Consider the following 15839-nt stretch of genomic DNA (forward strand, 5'->3'; position numbering starts at 1 on the left):
AGCTGCCCCTGTCAACCTTTCTCCGCGGCAGGCAAAGGAGCAGGGATGGATGACGAGCGGCATTTATGGCCTGCGGTCCTCCATCTCATCCGAGAGCGCCGCCCTGACATCTTTCTTGGAGAGCAGGTTGCAAGCGCTGACGGCCTCGGTTGGCTCGACCTTGTACAAACTGACCTGGAAGCGGCGGGCTACGCCATCGGGGCGGTTGATACCTGCTCTGCGGGCAGTGGCGCACCGCACATCCGGCAAAGACTCCGTTTCAGTGCCTACGATACTCGACCTGCCGCAAGTCAGGTTCAACACCCCTCGCGCTACCGATGGATCGAATGGTGGGCCAAATCAAGCGAATGGAGCGCTATCGGCGGACGTGGCTTTATGCGGCTGGCCGACCAGCCGCACGTCGGACGGGACTTCGGGTCCGGACTTTGCCGTGATGAACAGGGAGAACTCGGGAGGATTATCGCTTCCGACGACAGCGGCGCTATCGGGCTGGACGACAGCCTCGGCGAGGGACTGGAAGGACTCCGGCGCGGATATCGCGCAGGCGTTGAAGGCGGGCAACGAGAGCGGCCGGCAGCCTTATGCGGATTCGATGATCTTGAGCGGCTGGCCCACGACGACGACGATCAACAACGGCAAAGGGGAAACACCCGAGGCGCGTCAAGCGAAGGGGTTCGGTTTGAACCTTGCGGATGCGACGAGCTTGACCGGATGGTCGACACCGACCGTGGCCGAGCGGGAGAGGCGTCCGGAGGTTATCGAGAAGATTGCGCGAGAGCGTCTCGAGAAGCACGGGCAGACGACGGTGCCTCTCTATCACTGCGAACAGGCGCTATTGGCAGCTTGGCAGATGCCGACACTGGACAATTTCCGGAAGAGGGGCGGCGACCGCAGCGACGAGATGGGGTCGCAGGAATTGGTCGACTGGACGAAGGTGTCTTTGTTGGCCGACTTGAACGGCCCGGCCCGACTAACAGCTTTTGGCGAGATGCTGATTGGCTCTTTTGCCGAGATGGAAAGTGGCGGCCAGTTGAGCCCTGCACATTTCCGCTGGTTGATGGGACTGCCTTCCGTTTGGGATCTGGCAGCGCCTTTGAAGGCAAGTCGCGTCAAGGAATGCTCAAAGGTTACGGGAACGCCGTCGACGCGGAAGCGACGCGCGTCTTCATCGAAGCCTGTGCCGACTTCTTTGCTCATTTGGATGCTCGCCGCGTGACGGCAGAATTAATCGGAGACCTGTTATGAAATTCACCGACCTTATGATCGACTTGGAAACCCTCGGCACCGCAGTGAACGCGCCCGTGGTTGCGATCGGTGCCGTCTTCTTCAATCCCGAGACCGGTGAACTCGGCGAGACTTTCGACGCTGCCATCGATGTCGAAGACGCAATGCGCTACGGCAAGGCGTCGGGGTCAACAATTCGCTGGTGGCTCGGGCAGGGTGACGCAGCGCGGCAGAAGGTTGTTCGCGGAAAGCATCCCTCGCATCTTGTTTTCACGAAGTTCCACGAGTTCTGCTTGAAGCATGGTGATAACGTGAAGCCGTGGGGTAACGGCGCTTCGTTCGACATCTCGATCCTCGAATACGCATTCGGGCGGATTATTGAGCGGCCAGCTCCGTGGAAATTCTGGAATGTGTGCGACTGCCGAACGATCAAACGCTTGGCCGACGGTATAGTTACTTTCGACGAAAAGCTCGAAGGGACCGCACATACGGCACTCGACGATGCCAAGCATCAGGCGAAATGGGTTTCCCTTTACTGGCAGGGCCTACGTCGCCGCGCGCAGGGGCAAGCGTCCTTGCCCTCGTCGTCGGTAGGCTGGAGCACACCAGCTAACGCAGCATCGGACTTGCTTGACGGTCTTTGATGTCCCTCCGCACCCGCTCAGCCCTGCGTGCCGGCCAACAAGCTATCAGCCGTATCGTTCGCACCGAGAAGGCGAAACTGATCATCAGCGGCATGGGATCCGGAAAAACCGGCGCCACGCTCGATGGACTGGCTTACCTTCTGAACCGGTTTGATGTGCAGCATGTCCTCGTCATAGCGCCGCGGTACGTCGCTCTGAACACCTGGCACGACGAGGTTAAAACATGGGCGCATACGCAGGCAATTTCCTGTGCAATCGCCGTGGGCGACGCTTCCGAGCGTGCCGCCGCAATCGCGCAGCGCGCCGAGATTACAACCATCAACCCTGAGAACCTGCCGTGGCTAGCAAAACATATTCGCACGGTCGAGAACTGGATTTGGGACACGGTCATTATCGACGAGTCCAGCCGTTTTAAAGCAGGCGAAGCCCGCACCAAGGCTACCAAGACGAAGCGCGCTGACGGGAGTGTCCGCGCCACGAAGGGCGGCAACATGACCCGGTTCGGGATCATGACGACGGCTCGGAGAAAGATTGAACGCATTTTTCTTTTGACCGGCACGCCCGCGCCGCAAGGTGTCATCGACCTGTGGGCACAATCGTACTTGCTCGACCAAGGGAAGGCTCTCGGCCGCAGCAAATCCGATTTTGAAAAAGAATATTTTGATCGAGATCGCTACACGCACGCGGTGACCATCAAGCCCGGAGCCGAGGCGAAGATTTTGTCGAAAATCGACCATCTCATCGTCACGATTCCGCAAGAAAAAGTGGTAGACGAGCCTCAGTTCATTCCGCTGCCGGTCGATCTGCCGGCAAAAGCTTTCGAAGAATACAAGGACTTCGAGAGAACGCTTTACACCGAGCCGTATGACGTGGAGGCGGTTTCGAGCGGTGTCCTCGCGAACAAGCTCTTACAATTTGCCAACGGTAGTCTCTATCGCGAAGATCGCAGTGTTGTTGAAATTCATGACGCCAAGCTCGCGGCATTAGAAGAACTCGTCGACACCGCGCACGGTGAAAACCTGCTGATTTTCTACAGTTTCAAATTCGACAAGGAGAAAATCAAGACCCTATATCCTGATGCAGTGGTCGCCAACGATTATAAGGGCGATCTTGTTGGCGACTGGAATAAGGGAAAAATCCGAAAGCTGCTGGCACACCCGGCCTCGATTGGACACGGGACCAATCTTCAATACGGAGGCCATATTGCAGCCTGGTATGGTTTGACTTTCTCGCTTGAGTTTTGGCAGCAGGCGAACATGCGTCTTCCGAGGCCCGGCCAGAAAAAGCAAGTCTTGATTTATCCAATTATCGCTCGCGATACTTACGACGAAAGAGCGCTCTCGGTGCTGAATCGTAAGGGGGTAACGCAAGACCACATCATTCAAACATTTACAATGAAAACTTGACTTTCACATTAGATGTGACATTTCATGACGATGAATCGGGGCGCTTGGCGTCTTGATATTCCGTTTTGAAAGGATTCACTGTGAGCGTTCCCTTCCGGACACCTGAGAAACAGGTGCATCCTGAGTTTGCCCGTCGACTGCTACAGGCTGCTGACAGCAATCCGCAGGTGCCGGCGCCGAATGAAGGTCGCCTCCGTTGGTTTGTAGAGCAGCTTGATCGACGCGGCTACCAGGTTTCGCTGGAGACCGTGCGGAAATGGATATCCGGTCTCACTGTGCCACGGCAGAAGATGTTCGTACCGCTCGCTGAAATTCTCAAAGTTGACGCCGGCTGGCTGGCTGCCGGGACACCCGGAAAGCAGGTCGGAGGTCAGCGTGTCGACATCTTGTCCGAGAAGGGTGCGGCGAATGTTGTGGCGGGCTTTATTCAAATGGACGGCGGTCAGGCTGCATTTCCAGCGCCTGACGACAGAGATGTTGGTGCCAAAGCGATAGACATGCATGCGATCATTCGCGGCGCAAAATACGATATCACCATCACAACGCTCGTGCAGGGACGAATCAGGATTCCCGTCGGTGCGTCGGAGAACATCATCCTCGCGGTTGCTCGGGAACCCGCTCCTAGCTTTGGTGTGAAGGTGTTTGAAATCGACTGGGAACGCGCGCTTGAACTCGGTAAGCTGGAGAAGGGTGCAGTGGTTCTCACTGACGATCTCAGCCCGTGGCGAGAAGTGAAGTCGTTTAGTGAGAGGCTCTGAGTGCGAGCGTGGTATCGTTCTTTCAGTGCCACGAACCGTACCACATTTTACAAGAGATTGTACGATATGCGCTGAGACGCATAGATACGCACACCGACTGAGAATGCAGGGTTTGCCGCGATTGCGAGACGTTTCGAGACGTTTAAAGAGATGAAGTGGCGACCCCTGCAGGACTCGAACCTGCGACCTACTGCTTAGAAGGCAGTTGCTCTATCCAGTTGAGCTAAGGGGCCGTCATGCCGGGCAATCGATACTCCGGCAATAACTTTGATCGTCGTGTTTCAGTGCGTCCAGGGCTGGGTGCGGTTGAAACGGAAATTGTCGGTGTAGGAAACCACCTTGCGGGTCGCTTCCTTCGGCTGGATGACGCGATATTCGATGTCCTTGCGCTGGGCATAGGCTTCGGCCTGTTCCTGCGTCTCGAATGTCAGCTTGAGCTGCTGCTTCATGTCGGAACTGGAGGTGTAGCCCATGATCGGATCGATCTTGCGCGGAACCTCGGCGTCGAATTCCAGAACCCAGACATTGGTTTTCGCCTTGCCGGATTGCATGGCGGTTTTTGCAGGGCGGTAAATCTTCGCAGACATGTCGAAACTGCTCCGGTTGGACAGCGGGGCGAAACGCCCCGAATTATTCATCACGTACCTGAATAGAATAACCAAATCGTGTCAGGAACGTTGAATTTGAAATGGACTGACTTCAGGTGAGAGTCAAGACGATTATCCCCTTGCCGTCCGATCGTGCGCTGCCGTTTCGAGATTACGTTTTGCTCATCGGGGCCGTGGCTGAACAAAGATGAATTTCCCTGTTGCGGACTGCGGGTGAACCGTGTATTCCCCAGCCATCGCCTCGGCGGAGTGTAGCGCAGTCTGGTAGCGCATCTGGTTTGGGACCAGAGGGTCGGGAGTTCGAATCTCTCCACTCCGACCATTTTAAAGCAAAACATCAGCTTTCCGGCGTAACTTCTTCCAAATAGCAGTGATTTATTCCGCGGACGGACCGGCCAGAGTGCTCTCCGCCGTGCCGATCGTCATGACATTGCCGCGCCATGCCACCGCGCTGCCGATCCAGCTTCGCGCCCAGACGACGGGCATGATCATGTCGCGGACGATCATCGCCGGCAGTGTATGGAGCGATATCGGCCAGCGGTTGAGGGCCGCGAGCGCAAGTTCCGGCACGTACATGAGGGCAAGGACGGCAGAGGCGGTTGCGGCGAGGTTTACATCCATCATGGCGGCGGCGGCGAGCGCGAAGAGAAGCGGGGGAAGCGCGCCGGTGAGGATTTCAGGCGCGAAGTATTGCGGGAAGGTCACGCGTCGCAGCCGCGCCCAGCGGGTCTGGCGCGACCAGATCTCGCCGGCATGGCGCTGGCCGAGCGGCTGTTCGAAGGGGGCGCAGACCAGATGCACCTTGCGGCCGGCGCTTCGCACCAGCTTCGTCGAGGCGGCGTCTTCTGCGATTTCAGCAGCCAGCGCGCGAATGCCGCCATTGTCCTCCAGAAACGGCTTGTTCCACAACATCGACTTGCCCTGTGCGAAACCCATGCCGATGGCTTCCGCCGCATATTGCCAGCGGCCCTGCGAGCCGTTGAGGAAGGCGCATTCCACATGCGCCCAGAAACCCGCAGGCCTTGACCCGAGCGGCGGCGAGCAGACGAGCCCGCTATCCTGCCGCCAGGCCGACATCATGGTCGCAATATAGGATTTCGGCATCAACACGTTCGAATCGGCCAGAATCACCCATTCATGCCGGGCGGCCCGCCAGCCCTTGACGCAATTGTTCAGTTTCGGATTGGCGCTGATGCGGTCATCGCCAATGAGCAATTGCATGGAAACCGAGGGGAAGGCGGCTTGCGCTTTGCGAACTGCCTCGATCACCGGATCGAATTCGTCGGCGACGCAGAACAGCAACTCATAATCGGGCCAGTTGAGTTCGAAGGCGCGCGACAGCGTCAGGGGCGTGAAGTTCTCCACGCCACGCAGCGGGACCACGAGCGAGACAGGCGGCTTTTGCCGGACGAGATCGTTTTCCGCGTCCCGTCTCGTCAGTCGCCAGCCGGCCAGAACGATGCCGAGAAGATTGAAGCCGAGGAGCAGAATTGCGCAAAGGGCAAAGACAGTTTCCATGCTGGCCAGTTCCACTCCCAAGCTTTTGGCGGTCTGCGCGCCAATCGATTCCATGGAATTCGTCTCTGCCGATTATAACGTTTGCGTGACAGTTACATGTCATCATCGGCCGGTGTGCAGGCTGCGCCGTGCATGGAAGCGTCGCAGACGCCGCGCGCAAAAGAAAAAGCCCTCCGCATAGAAGGGCCCAATCGTCATGACGGTCGATGAATTTTAATGGACGTTCAGGATATGGGCATGACTGCTTGCGACAAGAAACGATTCCCGTGCTTTTTCGATGTCGCATCTGCCGGCGATGGCATCGAGGCAGTTCCTGCGTGCCTCTTCATATTCCGGCCCGTGTTCCTCGGGCCAACGGTACATCAGCATGTCCAGTGCCACCAGCGGGCTGTAGATTTCCACGGCGACGCACAGCGGCAGATGGATCGCCACCGGCTTCATCCACGAGGCGTGGTGACACGGCTCCGTTCTGTTAATCAGCATGTCATTCTCCTCCCTGTTTTACCTGCCTTGAAGGTCTTTCATTCTCCCATGCGCGAAATGCCCGCCTCACGAAATGGTTCCCGATCACCTAAAATGTGATCGATCAGGGGGTTCCAATTTTCCAAGATGAATGGAAGATGAACAAATAGATGAACCGGAGATGAACAAAACCGCCCTCAGGGCGTTGTTATGTCCATAAGAAGGAGAACGCATATGTTCAATTTGTCAGGCATTCAGGAAAGCTTCTTCGGAGACCGCATGGCCGGCGTATGCCAGGCAATCACGTCGGCTCTGGCCTTCGAATCGGGTCTCGAGAAGTCGCGCATTTCCGCAACCGTCGAAAATGATGTGATCTATCTGGAAGGCACGGCCGATTCGGTCGAGGCGATCGACATCGCCATCAACCTTGCCGCTTCCATTTCCAATTGCCGGATTCTGAGCCATATCGAGCCGGTCTACTGAATATTGCGCCAGCCGGGCGAAACCTCGTCCGGCTCATTCAGACGCAATAACGCGGCAACGTCATTTCCGGTTGCCGATTTGCGCGCTGCGAACCATATCGCCCGGCTTGATGCCATAGCGCTTCGCAGTGCCGCCATTCAGTTCAAGCACAAATTTTACTGGCCCGCGGGAGCTGATGATCGCTTCCGAATGCGGAACCGCATTTTCGTGAATATGGGTAATGCGGCCGTCACGGCCAATGAAAAGCATGTCGAGCGGAATAAGCGTGTTCCGCATCCACATGGCGACGTCACGCGGCTCACCGAAATCGAACAGCATGCCGTTTTCAAGCGGCATGCTCTTGCGGAACATCAGGCCCTGTTCGCGCTGGGCGTTGTTCAGCGCCAGTTCGGCAGTGAAATCGTGGGTCTTTCCCCCGGCGGTTTCAATCTGCAGCGGTTCGGAGGTGAATGTCTGCTGTTGCTGGGCCTGGGCGGCGGCGGCGAGCGTGAAAAAAAGAAGCGCCATAATGGCGCTTTTCACCATATCGGGCAGGGCGGACATCAATGCGACATCCCGATGGAAACCGGGTTGTCGGGGTGGATTTCCGCCGCCATCAGGCCCTTGTCGCCATCGCCATAACGCACCAGAACCACCTGGCCGGGGCGAAGCTCCGTCAGGCCGAAACGGCGCAGGGTTTCCATATGCACGAAAATATCTTCCGTTCCTTCGCCGCGCGTCAGGAAGCCGAAACCCTTGGTGCGGTTGAACCACTTGACGATGGCGCGCTCAAGCCCACTCGAAGGCGTTACCTGCACATGGGTGCGCACCGGCGGCAGCTGCGAGGGGTGAACGGCGGTCGACTGGTCCATGGACAGGATGCGGAACGCCTGGAAACCGCGGTCGCGCCGCTGGATAAGGGCGACGATGCGCGTGCCTTCAAGAATTGTCTGGTAACCGTCGCGGCGCAGGCAGGAGACGTGCAGCAGCACATCCTGCGTGCCGTTGTCGGGCACGATGAAGCCGAAACCCTTGGCGACATCGAACCACTTCACGACGCCGGTAATTTCGGTCAGGTCCACGGCATCGCCCGAAAGGTCCTCGACATCGACTATCGTTTTCGATGACATCCTATCAGCCATATCCTGCCAACCCCTCGATTACGCGCCATACACCGGTCAACTGATTCCTGTGCGCCAGATTAACATCTTGGTAACGGTTTCACGCAAGCCCTAGTTTTTGATTTACGCAGCTGCTTTTATGTCGCCGTCCTTGTCCGGGGCTTGCCATCATGCGTTTAACGGCTCCGGACCCGTGTAATGGAGAGGAAGAAAATGCGGTATCTGCACACAATGGTTCGCGTCAAAGACCTTGGCGAATCACTGAAATTCTATAACGACCTGCTGGGTCTTGAGGAAATACGCCGAATCGAGAACGAAAAAGGCCGATTCACTCTGGTGTTTCTTGCGGCGCGCGACGACATTGCTGCGGCGAAGGAAAACAAGGCGCCGTGCCTCGAACTCACCTATAACTGGGATACCGAGGATTATACCGGCGGCCGCAACTTCGGCCATCTGGCTTACGAGGTCGACAATATCTACGATTTCTGCGCCCGGCTTCAGCAGAACGGCATCGTCATCAACCGGCCGCCGCGCGACGGGCACATGGCCTTCGTGCGCTCGCCGGATGGTATTTCCTTCGAAATTCTGCAGAAGGGCGAAAGCCTCGCACCAGCCGAACCGTGGATATCTATGCAGAATACCGGTTCCTGGTAGGGATTTTCCGGTGAGCAGCGGCGTTTTCGGGTGCTCTTGCCTTGTCCCGAGGGGATGAGGCATAGTCCGCGAATCGAAACGGCCAGTCCCGTTTTGGGGAAGCACACGCGCCCGTTCCCGTGCTGCTGTTGGAAATGCAAGATACGGAGGCCACCCATGAAAACTGTCGAGAGCGCGAAAGGACGTCTGGTCCGTCAGCGTCTCGTCATCGCGGTTTCGCTGCTCGGGCTTTCCGGATGCGTTTCAGCGGTGACCGACGATGAGATGGCGGCGGCGACCAAAAAGCCGGAAATTTCCGCACAACAGAAGCCGCAGACCGCCGCTTCAACTGCCGCGGCCGGCGCGCAACAGGGACATTATGTGGATCCGGCCGTGGCATCGGCGGCCGGAGCGGCCACGCCAGCCCAGCCGCAGGCATCGGGCGGCCCGGCGCAGGCCTATGGCGGCGCCCCCGATATCGGCGGATTGACGACGCAGCCAACGGCGATCTCCGCAGGGACGACAAGCATTTATTCCACCGCATCCGCAGCAGCAGCGCCTGCCGGTGCCGCAGGGGCGCCGGGCACGGCCACTGCTGCGGGCGCTTCTTCCCAGAGAATCGTTCCGGCCGTCAGCAGCGTCTATTCGGCGCCGGTGCAGGCGGCGCAGCCGCAACCGGTGGCAGCGCCGGCTCAGGTCCCGCCAGCCGCACAGGCGCCGGCGGAACAGCACAGCGAAAATCGTCAGCCGGTTCCCGTACCCGTGCCGCAGTCGGCATCGGAACAACTCGCGGCCGTTGCCGCGCAACCAGCCGTGGACGCCAGGGCGACCGGCGAGGGGCATGAAAGCGAGGGTAAGGGCGTGACGCTTGCGGCATTTTTCGCCGGTGCGGCCAAAAAGCGCCTGCCGAAAATGATTGAAAGCGGCACGGCCGGCAATACGCAGGTCGCCGCATTGCCCGGAGTTTCGGACGGGACGATGGGCATCGCCCTTTCCGGCCGCTCGATGATGTCCGACGAATTCGACGACGCCCATCTCGATGAGGAGGATGACCAGCCGACCGGCCTGATGAAGCTCGCTTCGCTCTCCGGCCTCACCCGCGTCGCCCCGAACGGGCTTTTCCTGCAGACGGACCGTGTCGAAGTCGGCTGTTTCAAGCCGGAACTGGTGCGGATGATCAAGGATGTGGAGCGCCACTACAACAGCCCGGCGATCGTCACCTCGGGCTATCGTCCGCCGAAGGGCATAAGGCAGGGCTCCAAGCATTATACCTGCGATGCCGCCGACATCCAGATCAAGGGCGTCTCCAAATGGGAGCTTGCCACCTATCTGCGTTCCCTGCCGGAACGCGGTGGCGTCGGCACCTATTGCCACACCGAATCGGTCCATATGGACACGGGTGAGCCAAGAGACTGGAACTGGCGCTGCCGCCGTACTGCCGCGCGCAAATGATCTCCTGATTGGGTTTCATCGGGCCATCGAACCCAATGCGTAAACCTTTGGCTTGCAGATTTCTCTAGGGTTTAAAAGCGGATTCTCCGTCACCCTGCAAAAGCTCATTCGTGAGCGTTATTGCGTTGCTTTACTCGCCGAAAGCCGGAATTCCCTTGTAGAAAAATAGAAAGACTTTCGTGTGCTCAACTAATAGGGGGCAAACAAAGCATTACTCACCTTGAAGCTCGATACGCACGAGCTCGTTGAACTTCGTGACTTCGTCGGCGCCTGTGTTACCGATTTCTCTCAGCGTGTCAGCATAGTTCTGGAGCCGAGTGATGGCCGTAGTCTTTTCCATGTGACGCGTGTACGCCGACTTAAAGAGTTCATGAGTCGTAGCCCGTGGACGAGAGCTTGATCGCTGCCTGAAGTTCGCTTCCTCGTGATTTTCCGAACCCGTTGGAGTGCGCTTAGCGTTATGACGCACCTGCACTTGAAAAACGATATCTCTTGTCGTCTGCGGCTGTCCGAAGACTGAAATCATTAGTTAGGCCACCGTTCGAAAAGCAATGTGGATTTGGAGGTTTTCGATGGAAGAACTAATTAAGTAGCTGCGAGGCTCTGCATGCTTATTAGTGTGCCCTGTTAGGGTTACAGCTGGTTTTACATTCGAACTGAATTTGGTGAAATCGTAGATATTTTTGTTTTAATATTGACTAGGTTGCTTTTGGTAAATAACTCTGTCGCATGTTGATAATATCTATAATATTTCTAACTAAATTTATATTTTTATAATTAGTCGGAATAGAAGTGAATGATCATTGGAAATCCAATAATAAAGTTTATTATTTTTTTCTTAATTATTGCTACATTGATATTTTTTGCATTTGTTACTGCGGTTTTTATTTATATGTCGTCATACAATAAATTGGATGTCTTGAAGTTGGTGAGAACTGCGAGGCCAAAACTCCATTTCAATGAAAAAATTGATATTTTACCAATGTTTTGTTTGCCTGATAGAACGTTCTACCACGCGTTCGGTTGTGGTGACGTGCAAGAAGAGGCATCTATTATACTGTCGGAAAGATTTGCGTCTCAAGTATTGGCGGATATGGATAACGACGCCCGAGACCAAGCGGGCTCGACCACGTTTCCCACCCGAGCACTTTTTGGGCTTTCTGCGATAGGCGATCTCGAAGCGCAGCCTGTGGATATTCCCGAATACAACAGCAATTTAAAAATGTCGTTCGACTGCGATTTATTGAGAATTGAAAGTAATAATATTTTTCTTCTGCCATTACGTTTGAGTATTTGTAGTTACAGAGGGCAATTCGTCTATTCTGTCTTATCAATCAAGAACTTTTATGGATTTCCGCCCAATCCCATCGGCGAAGCCCTTTTGCCGATTAGGGTCGTTGATTGGCGCATTTTAAGGGAATTACAATGACCAGTAATAAGTCGGAAGCAGCTGATATTTATAGCGCCGCGCTCATAGCTAAAGCGGCTTACGCTTCGGGGTCTTGTTCCGCAATCGCAGGCCCAAGTGCCTGTAAATGCGGTATATTCGCTTGATGTTGGTCCCGCAATCCTTGCGCTCCCAGTAGTACTTGCGTACGCCGATAGCGACAACGCACGCGCATTTCACAAATCTCGCGGATGCGTCGTTCGAGAACGGCCTAATCGGGAATGCGGGAGGTGTAGCGATAGATGGGCCGATCAAAGTCCAATGCCCCACAGGCGCGCGGGATCTATATCCCAATCCTGATGCATGCCTCTCACCATCCGCCGCTTCCGAGCAGGACTTAGAGTTTTCGGCGGATAACATCCTCAATCATCTCGCGATCAAGGGTCAGGTCCGCGACGATCTTCTTCAACCGCGCATTCTCGTCTTCGAGCTGCCTGAGCTTCTTCATCTTTGGCTGCACGCGAAACGGCCACATTTCTGGCGAGGGCGGCATCTTTTCTATTTAGGCGGCGCTGAGAAATAAACGAAGGTAACTAATTTGGCTATTTGCTAAACTTCCGTACATCATACAAGAATAAGATAATCGAAAAAGCCGATGACATAAGGAAAAGTAATATCATCGTGTAATATGGATCCTCAAACAGCTGCTTTAAATGAACGATTTCTCTTAGAAATACAAGGTAACTGAATATACACAGAATAAAAAATGCGAAAAAAGCATAAATTACAGAATTACTGTTCACATGGTAGCAATTGAAATAATAAAATGCCAAGAAGGCAACGAATACAGGTAGATAAATAAAAACGCTTCCAAATAATGAGAATATAATATATTCCTTAAATTCACTTGTAATCAATAAGTTACCGATAAATATTCCTAGAATAATATTTTTCGCTAGCTTAGTTGTCCAAAATTTTCTACTTTTATGCAATATTAAATCCTTGTAATTTATGAAGAGATACAGATGGACAATTTTACAATTCCTGATATTGACCATGAATACATGGTAAAAAATCGTATTGTCTCTATTGAAACTCCGAATGTCAATATCGATACTATATATGAGGGGCTTCTCCGTTATCCTGCTCCAGGCGTGAGCCAACGAATCCACGACGGAGAAATATCAAATCTTATTGGCGGCAACCAAGTCATACACTTCCTAAGACCAGAGATTCACCTCGTCTCAAATGTCACGATGAGCAATCATATTTTTCATTCTGGTGCCGTCCACAGGATGGTGACCGTTGAGAACGGCTACTACGTAGTTAAAACGTGGGGAGTCGGCTCAGCGCAAAACGACTTCCTTAACATTGTGGACATTTTCAACGATGCTATCGCAAATCCCCTTTGGACACAAAATTCGAATTCAATAATAGGATATGTGCTAAAGCAAGGCGGAGATGACGCGATAAGGGACTGGTTTAAGCGAGATATTGGGCCACTTCATTGCTTTGCCCAAGGTACACCTATTTTGATGTTCGATGGTGCCTCGAAGCCGATTGAGGATATAGTTGTCGGAGATATTGTCGCATCATTCGCTGCTATGGGTGAACTTGAGCCACGAAAGGTTACGCGTCTTTTTCGCAATAAAACTGACGAGTGGGTGGAACTGAAGAACGGACTAGACGGCGATACCCTCTTAGCAACCCCTGGACATGAGTTTCTCAGGCAAGATGGCACATTTGTGCCGCTTAGCCAGCTCCTTGATGTCGATGAGCGAAGCGCCGCCGTTGTGATGTGCAACGGAGAGCCGTCCATTTGGAATGTGCGCATCTTGCGCAAAGAAGAGAATTCCGATCTCACTGCCGATCGAAATTGGTCCACCTATAATTTCGAGGTTGAGGGTACCCATACGTACGTGGCTGGCGGAATACGTGTACATAACGAAAGCACAATCGCGGACCACACAATTTCTCGGCAAGATGCTGATCTGTTGCGTGACATGTTTCCGGCGACGCAAGTCGGGTTTATTGAAAAGCAAGATGGCAATTTTCTATATTTTCTCGACAAAAATGTTGAGATTGTCCAACTTGATGGCACTCGCGTTAAACTAGGTGATTATGTACCTATGGCGCTCGAGGGTGCAGCAGCTGTTAGGGATGCTTTAGCCGATACGGTTGGCAGCGTCCCCGGCTATCTTATGAGCTTCGCTCCCCAGATCATCGCTGATCTCGTGATGGGTGGTGACCTAGAAAAAGTTGCTGAAAACTATGCCATTCAATTGGCCATAAATCTTGGGGTCGATTTTCTCGCGGACACGTTCGGCCTCACTGGCGATAAAATCGGCTTCACTAAGACCGGCGGGCTTCCGGTTATAAACAGTGCGAAGTTCTTCGATACGTCGGCTGGTCAAGCTGTCAAGGGCGCCGTTATACAGTTTGCGGTAGTTGCTGCCTTGCGCGGTAGTGAGATGAAGGGAAGCGACTGGGCGAAGTTGGCCGCTAACACGTCTATTCGCTATGCGGTCACAGAAGTCGTAAAACAGTTCGACTGGGCAGCCTCCAGTGTCCCCGTCGCAATGATCGCTGACAAGGGTACTATCCTCATAACGCCGAAATTGACGCCGGCTGGTGGGGCCGCCGTGGCTGCTGCTGTGACGTTTTTTGGCAACCTAGTTGACCATGGCTTCAAGGATTTTGATAAAACCATAATCCAGACGGCCGTCGCTGCTGGCACTACCTATATTGGGCAGACGCTTGGAGCGGCCCTTGCGCCGGTTCTGGGGCCGCTGGGCCCTATCTTGGGAGGGATATTGGGTGGTTTGTTCGGCAGCCTGTTCGGCGGACGCAAGCTGCCACCGCCACCCCCTCTGATCAAAATTGAATATAATGCCGATGGTTCGCAAACCACATACGTTACCGCACAATCAAGCGGTTACGGCGTTTCGGCGCGTGACGGCCAGAATGACAAACTCATCGGAAATCATGGACCGGATACGTTGGTCGGGTCCAATGGAGATAACGAAATACACGGGAATGGCGGCAACGATGTTCTCCATGGGAAGGACGGGAATGATACCCTAATAGGCGGCGACGGAAACGATTACGTTTTAGGCGGAAATGGTGATGATCGCATTTCAGGCGGGAACGGCGACGACAAGCTCTATGGTGATCAGGAGTGGGATGGAAAAACCGCATACGCAAGCACCGGCCCAGGCGGCAAGGATACTATTACGGGTGGGAGTGGGAATGATTACATCCACGCTGGGGGTAACACGGACTTTGTCGATGGCGGCGAAGGCAATGACCGCCTCTATGGCGGCGATGATGCGGATGTCGTCATAGGTGGACTGGGTGATGACGTGTTGTCGGGGGGAACCGGTGACGACACGCTGTTTGGCGATGTGGTCGTTATCGATGCTGCGGGCAACATGACGTTTTCAGGCGCCGGCAATGATTTCATTTACGCAAGTCCTGGAAACGACACCGTTTATGCAGGTGGCGGGAACGATACGGTTTGGGGATTTGACGGAAACGACATCCTGAATGGCATGGACGGCAATGATGTTATGTGGGGCGAGAACGGCGACGATTCCATTCTTGCAGGTGCCGGTCACGACCTCGTTTACGGCGGCAATGGCGACGACACGCTCGACGGCGGGGATGGTGATGATCGTCTGTACGGCGAAGCAGGACGAGACAGTATCGATGGTGGTATAGGTTATGACATCATCGATGGCGGTAACGGTAATGATATCCTCAACGGAAATCTTGGCAATGATCAGATGTTCGGTGGCGCTGGTGACGATCTTCTGCTCGGCGGCATAGGTGACGATGTTCTCAATGGCGGAGAAGGCAACGACCGGCTGCTAGGCGAAATCGGCAACGACGTTGTCAACGGTGAAGCCGGTAACGATACTTTGTCAGGTGGCGCCGGCGCGGACCTGCTCTATGGCGGCGAAGGGAACGACGTTATTGAAGGCGGAACCGAGAGCGATACGTTGCATGGCGATGCTGGAAACGATGTTCTCGACGGCGGCTCCGGCGACGATGTACTGACGGGCGGCGTCGGAGATGACACGCTGACCGGCGGGATAGGTGCCGATAGGCTCGTCGCGGGTTACGGCAACGATACTTGACCTGCCACTGAAGTTTCATCCGGCT

At 54.8% G+C, this 15839-nt stretch carries 14 protein-coding genes, 2 tRNA genes and 1 pseudogene; 10 read left to right on the forward strand and 7 right to left on the reverse strand.

Annotated features, from left to right (window positions below; genetic code table 11):
- The first annotated feature begins 45 nt into the window (after positions 1-45).
- The 4 genes from L904_RS28435 (at position 46) to L904_RS19900 (ending at position 4032) form a co-directional block, all read left to right on the forward strand.
- Positions 46-1245 (forward strand): hypothetical protein, encoded by a 1200-nt coding sequence (locus L904_RS28435; protein ID WP_245285032.1) that lies wholly within the window; start codon positions 46-48, stop codon positions 1243-1245.
- Positions 1242-1868, forward strand: a complete 627-nt coding sequence (locus L904_RS19890; RefSeq protein ID WP_051671888.1) for a 3'-5' exonuclease — start codon at positions 1242-1244, stop codon at positions 1866-1868. Before L904_RS28435 ends, L904_RS19890 begins: the two co-directional genes overlap by 4 nt.
- Entirely contained in the window at positions 1868-3274 is a 1407-nt protein-coding gene (locus tag L904_RS19895) for an SNF2-related protein (RefSeq protein ID WP_051671889.1), read from the forward strand. Before L904_RS19890 ends, L904_RS19895 begins: the two co-directional genes overlap by 1 nt.
- A gap of 80 nt (positions 3275-3354) precedes the next feature.
- Positions 3355-4032, forward strand: coding sequence for a hypothetical protein (locus L904_RS19900; RefSeq protein ID WP_155272874.1), 678 nt, complete (start codon positions 3355-3357; stop codon positions 4030-4032).
- A 156-nt stretch (positions 4033-4188) separates the two neighbouring features.
- Here the strand turns inward: L904_RS19900 and L904_RS19905 are convergent.
- Positions 4189-4265: transfer RNA gene (locus tag L904_RS19905), tRNA-Arg, on the reverse strand.
- A 48-nt stretch (positions 4266-4313) separates the two neighbouring features.
- Entirely contained in the window at positions 4314-4619 is a 306-nt protein-coding gene (locus L904_RS19910) for an ETC complex I subunit (protein WP_035262963.1), read from the reverse strand.
- Positions 4620-4885: 266 nt separating this feature from the next.
- Here L904_RS19910 and L904_RS19915 point away from each other — a divergent pair.
- Positions 4886-4962, forward strand: a tRNA-Pro gene (locus L904_RS19915).
- Positions 4963-5015: 53 nt separating this feature from the next.
- Here the strand turns inward: L904_RS19915 and L904_RS19920 are convergent.
- Together L904_RS19920 and L904_RS19925 are read right to left on the reverse strand one after the other, a co-directional pair.
- Complete coding sequence (locus tag L904_RS19920; RefSeq protein WP_035262967.1) at positions 5016-6158, reverse strand: ceramide glucosyltransferase; 1143 nt, start codon at positions 6156-6158, stop codon at positions 5016-5018.
- A 213-nt stretch (positions 6159-6371) separates the two neighbouring features.
- Positions 6372-6641, reverse strand: a complete 270-nt coding sequence (locus tag L904_RS19925; RefSeq protein ID WP_035262940.1) for a DUF982 domain-containing protein — start codon at positions 6639-6641, stop codon at positions 6372-6374.
- A gap of 213 nt (positions 6642-6854) precedes the next feature.
- Between L904_RS19925 and L904_RS19930 the strand changes: the two genes are divergently transcribed.
- On the forward strand, positions 6855-7103 hold the full coding sequence (locus L904_RS19930) for a BON domain-containing protein (RefSeq protein ID WP_003522642.1): 249 nt from the start codon (positions 6855-6857) through the stop codon (positions 7101-7103).
- A gap of 60 nt (positions 7104-7163) precedes the next feature.
- Here the strand turns inward: L904_RS19930 and L904_RS19935 are convergent, their stop codons facing one another.
- Together L904_RS19935 and L904_RS19940 are read right to left on the reverse strand one after the other, a co-directional pair.
- A complete protein-coding gene (locus L904_RS19935) occupies positions 7164-7646 on the reverse strand; it encodes a DUF192 domain-containing protein (protein ID WP_035262944.1) in 483 nt (160 codons plus the stop codon).
- Positions 7646-8224: a cold-shock protein gene (locus L904_RS19940; RefSeq protein WP_004442353.1), complete on the reverse strand. Its 579-nt coding sequence runs from the start codon at positions 8222-8224 to the stop codon at positions 7646-7648. Before L904_RS19940 ends, L904_RS19935 begins: the two co-directional genes overlap by 1 nt.
- A gap of 192 nt (positions 8225-8416) precedes the next feature.
- Here L904_RS19940 and L904_RS19945 point away from each other — a divergent pair, with 192 nt between their 5' ends.
- The 3 genes from L904_RS19945 to L904_RS19960 all read left to right on the forward strand — a co-directional run bounded on the left by L904_RS19945 (position 8417) and on the right by L904_RS19960 (position 11717).
- The gene (locus L904_RS19945; protein WP_020810846.1) at positions 8417-8857 is read left to right on the forward strand and encodes a VOC family protein; all 441 of its coding nucleotides are present in this window, start codon (positions 8417-8419) and stop codon (positions 8855-8857) included.
- 156 nt (positions 8858-9013) lie between these two features.
- Positions 9014-10288, forward strand: coding sequence for a YcbK family protein (locus L904_RS19950; RefSeq protein WP_020810845.1), 1275 nt, complete (start codon positions 9014-9016; stop codon positions 10286-10288).
- Between the two features lie 796 nt (positions 10289-11084).
- Positions 11085-11717, forward strand: a complete 633-nt coding sequence (locus L904_RS19960) for a hypothetical protein (protein WP_020810843.1) — start codon at positions 11085-11087, stop codon at positions 11715-11717.
- Positions 11718-11774: 57 nt separating this feature from the next.
- Here the strand turns inward: L904_RS19960 and L904_RS27255 are convergent.
- Positions 11775-12189: pseudogene (locus L904_RS27255) on the reverse strand (IS3 family transposase); the annotation flags it as partial.
- Positions 12190-12700: 511 nt separating this feature from the next.
- Here L904_RS27255 and L904_RS19975 point away from each other — a divergent pair.
- Positions 12701-15814 (forward strand): hypothetical protein, encoded by a 3114-nt coding sequence (locus tag L904_RS19975; protein WP_155246278.1) that lies wholly within the window; start codon positions 12701-12703, stop codon positions 15812-15814.
- Positions 15815-15839 lie beyond the last annotated feature (25 nt).

The organism is Agrobacterium sp. LY4, from assembly GCF_001526585.1.
GTDB lineage: Bacteria > Pseudomonadota > Alphaproteobacteria > Rhizobiales > Rhizobiaceae > Agrobacterium > Agrobacterium leguminum.

What these genes read in the sequence shown, in the direction of transcription:
- L904_RS28435 (WP_245285032.1), top strand. Translation starts at nt 46, where the DNA reads ATGGATGACGAGCGGCATTTATGGCCTGCGGTCCTCCATCTCATCCGA.
- L904_RS19890 (WP_051671888.1), top strand. Translation starts at nt 1,242, where the DNA reads ATGAAATTCACCGACCTTATGATCGACTTGGAAACCCTCGGCACCGCA.
- L904_RS19895 (WP_051671889.1), top strand. Translation starts at nt 1,868, where the DNA reads ATGTCCCTCCGCACCCGCTCAGCCCTGCGTGCCGGCCAACAAGCTATC.
- L904_RS19910 (WP_035262963.1), bottom strand. Translation starts at nt 4,619, where the DNA reads ATGTCTGCGAAGATTTACCGCCCTGCAAAAACCGCCATGCAATCCGGC.
- L904_RS19920 (WP_035262967.1), bottom strand. Translation starts at nt 6,158, where the DNA reads ATGGAAACTGTCTTTGCCCTTTGCGCAATTCTGCTCCTCGGCTTCAAT.
- L904_RS19925 (WP_035262940.1), bottom strand. Translation starts at nt 6,641, where the DNA reads ATGCTGATTAACAGAACGGAGCCGTGTCACCACGCCTCGTGGATGAAG.
- L904_RS19930 (WP_003522642.1), top strand. Translation starts at nt 6,855, where the DNA reads ATGTTCAATTTGTCAGGCATTCAGGAAAGCTTCTTCGGAGACCGCATG.
- L904_RS19935 (WP_035262944.1), bottom strand. Translation starts at nt 7,646, where the DNA reads ATGTCCGCCCTGCCCGATATGGTGAAAAGCGCCATTATGGCGCTTCTT.
- L904_RS19940 (WP_004442353.1), bottom strand. Translation starts at nt 8,224, where the DNA reads ATGGCTGATAGGATGTCATCGAAAACGATAGTCGATGTCGAGGACCTT.
- L904_RS19945 (WP_020810846.1), top strand. Translation starts at nt 8,417, where the DNA reads ATGCGGTATCTGCACACAATGGTTCGCGTCAAAGACCTTGGCGAATCA.
- L904_RS19950 (WP_020810845.1), top strand. Translation starts at nt 9,014, where the DNA reads ATGAAAACTGTCGAGAGCGCGAAAGGACGTCTGGTCCGTCAGCGTCTC.
- L904_RS19960 (WP_020810843.1), top strand. Translation starts at nt 11,085, where the DNA reads ATGATCATTGGAAATCCAATAATAAAGTTTATTATTTTTTTCTTAATT.
- L904_RS19975 (WP_155246278.1), top strand. Translation starts at nt 12,701, where the DNA reads ATGGACAATTTTACAATTCCTGATATTGACCATGAATACATGGTAAAA.